Below are 6,201 nucleotides of genomic sequence, written 5' to 3' on the forward strand. Positions count from 1 at the left end.
GCATTTTTAAAGGAATGTGTGATTCGGCAGGCGGCGAGCGTGTTCGTGCTCGTGACCTCGAACAAGCTGGAGCGCGCGAATCAGCAGCACTGGACGCCGCTTGAGCGCGGATGGACACTGATTACCGATGCCGCGAGCGATGCGCCGGCGCTGGAACGGTTTGCGTTGCTTGATGAAGTGGCGGTGGTTTCGGCGGAAGCGGGGAAGTGAGGCACGCATCGGATCCGTGGCCTGCCTTCGTCTTCTGCCACATTCTCGATGATCGAGAGCAACCCATGCGCGCCGTCTTAAGGCCGCAATCATACGGCGTTGGTGCGCGGCGGCTACGAAGAAACCGGCCGGCAAGCGAAAATCAAGCTAAATCTGTACGCCGTCCGGCGCCTTGGAAACGCGCCCGGCAACGTTACCATTTGCGGCATGCTGGAGCGGGCGAGATTGATGCGGTGATTGGCGGATCTTCGCGCTGCGTTCGGTTCGGACCCGGCATCTCGCGCCGGAAACACAAGACTACAGAGAAACGATGCAGGGACGAAGGATAGATATCACTTCACGGACGTCGGCCACTCGACACGGAGGCGGCCGGTGCTCACTTCGGGCTTCTTTTTTCGCTTCAGGCTCACAGCTTATCGTTTTCGTGAAACTGTTCGAGTAGCTTCCTCTGCGCTGGTGTGAGCTTCTCCAGCGCACCGCACAGCACCTTCTTGGTCGCCCGGACCTTGACCTTATCCTGACGGCGGGCTTTGAACGCTGTCGCTAGATTATCGACGTCGGCCCGCTCGATCAGCACCTCCGACACCTGGCCCTGGCTCAACTTGCCCTGCTTGGCGAACTCACTGAGCCGCACCTGGGCTTCGGGGTTGATCACCACCGTGAAGCGCTTGGTTTCCTTGGGCGTTGTCAGGCTCACTTCCTCTTTCCGTTTCATAGCACTCGCATATCTTAAATCCACACGTAATTGTAGGGCGTGCACGGTTCGACGTGAAAAAAAATGTCCGAGTGGAGCATAACCACACCACAGCGGCGGTCCCGCCCCATTGGTATCAGTTGGTATCGAAGCCCATAGCCCGTGGAGGCATTTACGCGTGCAACGATCGCCCTCGACGATGAAATGATTGCGAAAGCCCAAGCCTATACGGGCATGGAGGAAAATCGGCGCTTGTGCGTGAAGCGCTTAAGGCGTTGGTTCAGCGCGAGGCGGATAAGCGCCTCGCCAACCTTGGCGGTAGCCAACCTGGAATTAAGGGGGCGCCTTGTCGCCGGCAGGACCTGGAATGATCTTTGTTGATACTTTCATCTGGATCGACCATATTAACGCGACAGATTCTTTGCTGATTAGCCTGCTGGCAGATGGAACGGGTACTGTCTCATCCATTTGTGATTGGCGAGATCTCTCTCGGTATCTGCGGGACCGTGACCGTTAAACATCGCGACAATCGGATCGGAGCGACAAACCGCGTTCTTCTAGCTTGTCATGTCCATGGAGAGAAGAAAACGCTCCGGCCAGTGGCGTATAATTTAGGAGCACTTATATGCCACTTCCTCCCCAACTCACTGATGACTACGTAAACGGATTATTTGACACAGGCCGCCGAGCCGAGGACGTCGTCATGCCGTGCGAGCGATGCGGCGCCCTGCCGGCGGTCAAGGTGAACCAGATTGGCGAGGAAAAACGGCTGTACGCGGAGTGCCATCATCGGTATAACGCCAGTAATTGGAAAAGTTGGTCCAGCTAGCGTTGGCGGGGTCGCGAGTGTTTATGATGCGGCTCGGCACTTCACGAACGAAGTCTCACCTCGGCACGTGAGCTAGTCGACGGCATTTGGGATTGCGTTGGCGCAATCGTGGCTGAAATTTAACTACTGAACGGAAAATGAAAAAGCGGCTTATACCTACGCGCATATCACCGAAAAAACCGAGCGAGAAATTAGCAGTTTAATAACCGAGGCGCGGCGGGAGGCGACGATGGAGGAGAGATTTCGCAAAGAACACTATGCGACCGGCGTCTACTTGGCATGACGTGCAATCACCGGCTTTGACTATGAGCCCGGGGATGCGGACCGGCTCAAAGCCATGCTCCAGACAGCGAGTTGAATAAGCGTCCTGATTCACGCAACACCCATGGGCCAGCGCGGCCGTGTGCTCGATCACGCCGACGTGCAGGAAGTGCCCGGCGAGCGCGGTGCTTTATTGGCGGCACAGGTAAAGTCTACCGCGATTCTGGCTCAGCGGCGCGGCCGGTCCGCAACCCATCGCGCTGCATGACGCGGCGCCACGGTGGATAGCCCAGACGGCTTTGTGATGACCGGGACCGAGTTTCTCGACGGCGAGGCTCATACGCAGTCATGGTGTGGTGCCGGCGCTCTTCGAGAGACTTCGATTGTGACTGACGGAAAATGGATTTTGGTTTTGAGGAAGCGAAATTGCACCTCCGCTGAGATCGCAGCTCACCCACTTCCGCCTAGACGTTAAGTTAGCCGAATGGTGGCCTGCCAGCGCGCGTGCGAACACGAGAGAATCGCGCAGCCTTGAGCGAACAAAGAAAACACAGCGGTTCGACGATGACTATCGCACGGGCCGTGGGCGATTGCTGACGAAGGCAGCGGAGATTAGGTTCAGAACGTGTGGAGCGCCCGATGACTCGCCGGTGGCGCCTTATAAGCAGCGGGCCGTTTTGCCCTTGAAGCCTATGGGCAAAAGAAAGCCCGCACAACGTTGGCGGGCTGGCAAGGAAAGCAGGCGAATCCACCAAGGAGAACGCCTTCTTAAACCATAACACGTGGCGTGCGGGCTTCAATCGGGAAATCCCTGACGTGGCGAAAGAGCGCCCGCCCCGGCATGCATTACGAAGGCGACGGCCACAAACTTTAGCGCTGACACCGGTTCCATTTTGGTAGAAACGCTAAGAGCTTCCGCGGGCGAAAAAAAGCCAGCCCCGTAGAAGGCTGGCTTTCGAAGGATTAAAAAAGCGAGTCGCCATGCGAGCGGCTCGACTTTAGTATGGCTGTAGCGTCACGCAGGTGCAACGTAGGACCAACCCGCAGCCCCAACCCCTATGCACGTCATCGACGTCATCGTCAGGAAAATCCCGTCACATTTTTCGTTCGGAACGTCGCCCAGCATCCGCGGCATGTCCTTGGCTTCAGCCGCCTCGAAGTCCAGTGAAACCATCGAAAACTGGCTTCGGTCCGGCTTTCCCTGCGCTTTGCGATGACGCCCCTGGATTGACCGTAGGCCACGGCTTCTGCGTGAAAGGGTTTGCCGGGATTGAATTAGCGGTGGTCGCTTATCGTCCAATTCAAGCGATTACGGCAAATTGCGCCGGGACATTCAACTTTTCGCCGCGAAGCTCTCTAGCCCCGAAAGTTCGCCCTCGCTCAGCATGTCTTTCAACAGCATGCAAAATGCCGTCGATGCCACCGTCCGATACGCGTGCTTGCGCCGCAGCAGCGCGACCGTGCGGATCGGAAACGCGGGGTCGAGCGGCACATAGGACAGGTCGCGATGCTCGTGTTCCATTGCGCCGGGCAGGATCGTCGCGATTTCGCCGCGCCGGACGATCTTCAGCACCGCGCTGATTGAATTGGCCTGTAGCGAAATCTTCGGCTTGATGCGATGCGCGCGGAAATAGTCGTCCACGTAGCCGCGCGAAACGAAGTTGCTCGTGAGGAGAGCGAGGGCGATGTCCGCGAGCTGACTTGCCACCACTGCGCCCGGCACGCGCGTCAGCGGATGCGTGCCTCCCGCGACGAGCGTCAGCCGCTCGGCGAAAAGCGGCTCGATCTCGACGTCGTCGGAACGCAGGTCGGAGAAGCCGATCGCGAGATCGATCTGATCTTCGCTCAGCGCGGTCTCGATGGCTTCCAGAAGAATCGTGTCTCCGCGCCACCATTCCGCACGCCGCTGCTGGTCATCCGCGCTCAGCTAGTCTGGACCTCGATCCGTCGCGGCCGTGCTTCATCGCGACGCGGAATCATCAGCTTTAACACGCCATCCTGCAAGTTTCCATCGATCTTTGCTGTGTCGAAGTCGGGGCTGAGCGAGACCGCGCGCGCAAAATGCGATTCGCGGATCTCGGCGTGGTGCAGCCGCAGGCCGGCGGGTGTCGGCACGACCGCTTGGCCTCGATGTAAAGATTGCCATCGTGCACGTTCACGTCGAGTTGTGCAGGTTGATCGCCATTGCGTCGCGCTACCGCTTCCTGTGTTGGCAAACAAATCGAAACACGCAGCGCGCCTGATAAACCAGCGCCAACTGCCCGAGCGAAGTCTGAGATAGCCGGTACTGCGCAAGTTTCAAGGGGCTGGACTGAAAAATTCGGGCTTGAAACCGTCCGCTGGCCCTTATTGTCGCGATGGCGACAAGAGCAAGCGGAGGAAGCAATGGAATTCAGTTCGGACTGGATCACCTTGGGCAGACATCGCGCCCGGCTGCGCTCCAGCAAGGGCTTCCGACTGAAGCGCTGCGCAGCGCGGCGGAGGTCGTGAGGCTAGCCATCGACAACAACATGAATGAACGCGCGCGGCTGGTCGAAATCGTCTTGGACCAGGAACGGATCTATGAAATTGCCGTCGCGACGACGTTGGTCGAAGACAGAATTTGTGCGCCGCAACTGGAAGCGGCGATCGCGGTGGTGCTGGGCCTGCAGACCAAGCAGGTGAACATCGACGTAACAACGGTCAGTCAGGAGGAAGTCGACCTGCACTTCGGCGTTTACGAGCGCATGCTGGCCGAGAAACTGGGCGTTGTGCCCCCGATCCAGTGATCGCTGTCCCCACTAGGCATTATAAAATCACAGTGCTGTTCCGTATCGCGCCGAAGGAGATCAAGGCGCTGGCGACGGAAGCAACATCAACGACGGTCCGGCCTGTGATTGAAGGAAACCGCCATGAAAAAGATAGCAATCAGCACCGAGACTTACGCCCAGATGGTGCGGGCGGGGCAGTTGACGCATCAGGACGCCGAGGCTTGGGCTGATGCGATCCTCGCGTGTACGGTGTCCGAGGTGATCCGGGTGATGCAGAAGCAGGACGAGGCCAGACGCGGGCACACTCCAACGTGTGATGGGTAAGCGGTCGAAAAGGAGGCGCAGCCCCGCGCAGCATATGGCGTTGCATCTAGCCATACGGGCGTCGAGATTCTTCGCATTCACTCGAGTCCGAGCTTTGGGCAAATGTGGCTGCTGCCCCGGCTGGCTTCATTTCATGAAGCAAATGACGACATTGAGTTGAATCTGGCCTGCTCGTACGAGGATGTGTCCTTCACGTCCGGATACTACGACGTCGATATCCGGCACGGCTACGCGCGTTGGACCGATGGAGAAGTCGAAACGCTGCGCAACGAGTTCATGGCGCCTCTTGCGTCGCAGGATTATCTAAAGAGATTTCCCGTATGCAAGCCAGAAGACCTGCTCGAGCGGCCTGATTTTTCCGAAACGCCGCTCGTGCAGTGGCAGCAATGGTTTGGCAAGTTCGGAGTCGCTGTAAGGCGACGTACGATTTTTCTTTCGATCGCTCGTACATGTCCCTTGAGGCCGCAGCGTTGGGAGCAGGGCATCGCGCTCGAAAGCACGATGCTCGCATCCGTCCATCTGGGGCAGGTTCCCTGGTACCAGTATTTGACCGTACATTCGCCGTTGAAGTGGGTGCCCACCATATGGTTTACCCGTCCCAAGACGCCGATCTGCCACGTGTCGCGAAATTTCTGACTTGGGTCGAACGCGAACAAAACCAACACGCGCCGGCCTGATAGGCCACATCGAATCTTGCGGCTTGTCCGTAATTTTCGCGGCGCGGCGACATCTGAAAATTCTTCAGCAATAGTTGAGCGGAACTGCATTGATCGAGATGGTTGAAGCGCAGACACTGCGCCTACCAACTAACACGATCGATGGAGACAAACATGTTGCTCAACAGCAAAGTGGTAATTGTCACGGGTGCAGCGTCGCCGCGCGGCATCGGCAAGGCCACCGCAAAAGCGCTTTCCGCGCAGGGCGCGCGAGTGGTCATCCTTGACCTTCGGAAGGAAGACGCCGAAAGCGCTGCGCGCGATCTTGGTGAAGACCACCTCGGGCTCGCTTGCGATGTCACTGACAAGGCAGCATGTGTTGCAGCGGCGAAGGCAGTCATTGACAAGTACGGCCGCGTCGACGGACTGATCAACAACGCGGGCATCACCCAGCCGTTGAAGACGATGGACATCGAA

At 58.1% G+C, this 6,201-nt stretch carries 4 protein-coding genes and 5 pseudogenes; 6 read left to right on the forward strand and 3 right to left on the reverse strand.

Translation table 11 applies throughout. The annotated features are described in order from the left end of the window. Positions 1 to 210 (forward strand): annotated as a pseudogene (locus AWB67_RS33750) (DeoR/GlpR transcriptional regulator); the annotation flags it as partial. 406 nt (positions 211 to 616) lie between these two features. On the opposite strand, the gene AWB67_RS33755 reads toward AWB67_RS33750, so the two are convergent. After that, the gene (locus AWB67_RS33755; RefSeq protein ID WP_125477802.1) at positions 617 to 907 is read right to left on the reverse strand and encodes a hypothetical protein; all 291 of its coding nucleotides are present in this window, start codon (positions 905 to 907) and stop codon (positions 617 to 619) included. 201 nt (positions 908 to 1,108) lie between these two features. Between AWB67_RS33755 and AWB67_RS33760 the strand changes: the two are divergent. Beyond that, positions 1,109 to 1,275: pseudogene (locus AWB67_RS33760) on the forward strand (type II toxin-antitoxin system VapB family antitoxin). 2,052 nt (positions 1,276 to 3,327) lie between these two features. Here the strand turns inward: AWB67_RS33760 and AWB67_RS33770 are convergent. Continuing rightward, positions 3,328 to 3,921: a LysR substrate-binding domain-containing protein gene (locus AWB67_RS33770; protein WP_087660339.1), complete on the reverse strand. Its 594-nt coding sequence runs from the start codon at positions 3,919 to 3,921 to the stop codon at positions 3,328 to 3,330. Then, positions 3,918 to 4,216 (reverse strand): annotated as a pseudogene (locus AWB67_RS33775) (Hsp20/alpha crystallin family protein). Before AWB67_RS33775 ends, AWB67_RS33770 begins: the two are co-directional and overlap by 4 nt. Positions 4,217 to 4,379: 163 nt before the next feature. Here AWB67_RS33775 and AWB67_RS33780 point away from each other — a divergent pair. From AWB67_RS33780 to AWB67_RS33795, 4 genes and pseudogenes are all read left to right on the forward strand, one after another. Beyond that, positions 4,380 to 4,762 (forward strand): annotated as a pseudogene (locus AWB67_RS33780) (hypothetical protein). Positions 4,763 to 4,885: 123 nt separating this feature from the next. Beyond that, complete coding sequence (locus AWB67_RS33785) at positions 4,886 to 5,068, forward strand: hypothetical protein (protein ID WP_087660340.1); 183 nt, start codon at positions 4,886 to 4,888, stop codon at positions 5,066 to 5,068. Positions 5,069 to 5,110: 42 nt separating this feature from the next. Next, a pseudogene (locus AWB67_RS33790) lies at positions 5,111 to 5,745 on the forward strand (LysR substrate-binding domain-containing protein); the annotation flags it as partial. Positions 5,746 to 5,898: 153 nt separating this feature from the next. After that, positions 5,899 to 6,201 (forward strand): SDR family NAD(P)-dependent oxidoreductase (locus tag AWB67_RS33795; protein WP_125477803.1); only part of this gene is annotated, 303 nt, incomplete at its 3' end.

The sequence above is a fragment of the Caballeronia terrestris genome (genome assembly GCF_001544515.1).
In the GTDB taxonomy this organism is placed as follows: Bacteria; Pseudomonadota; Gammaproteobacteria; order Burkholderiales; family Burkholderiaceae; genus Caballeronia; species Caballeronia terrestris.

Excerpts from the sequence above, each read along its gene's own strand:
- AWB67_RS33785 (WP_087660340.1), top strand. The coding sequence starts at position 4,886 with ATGAAAAAGATAGCAATCAGCACCGAGACTTACGCCCAGATGGTGCGG.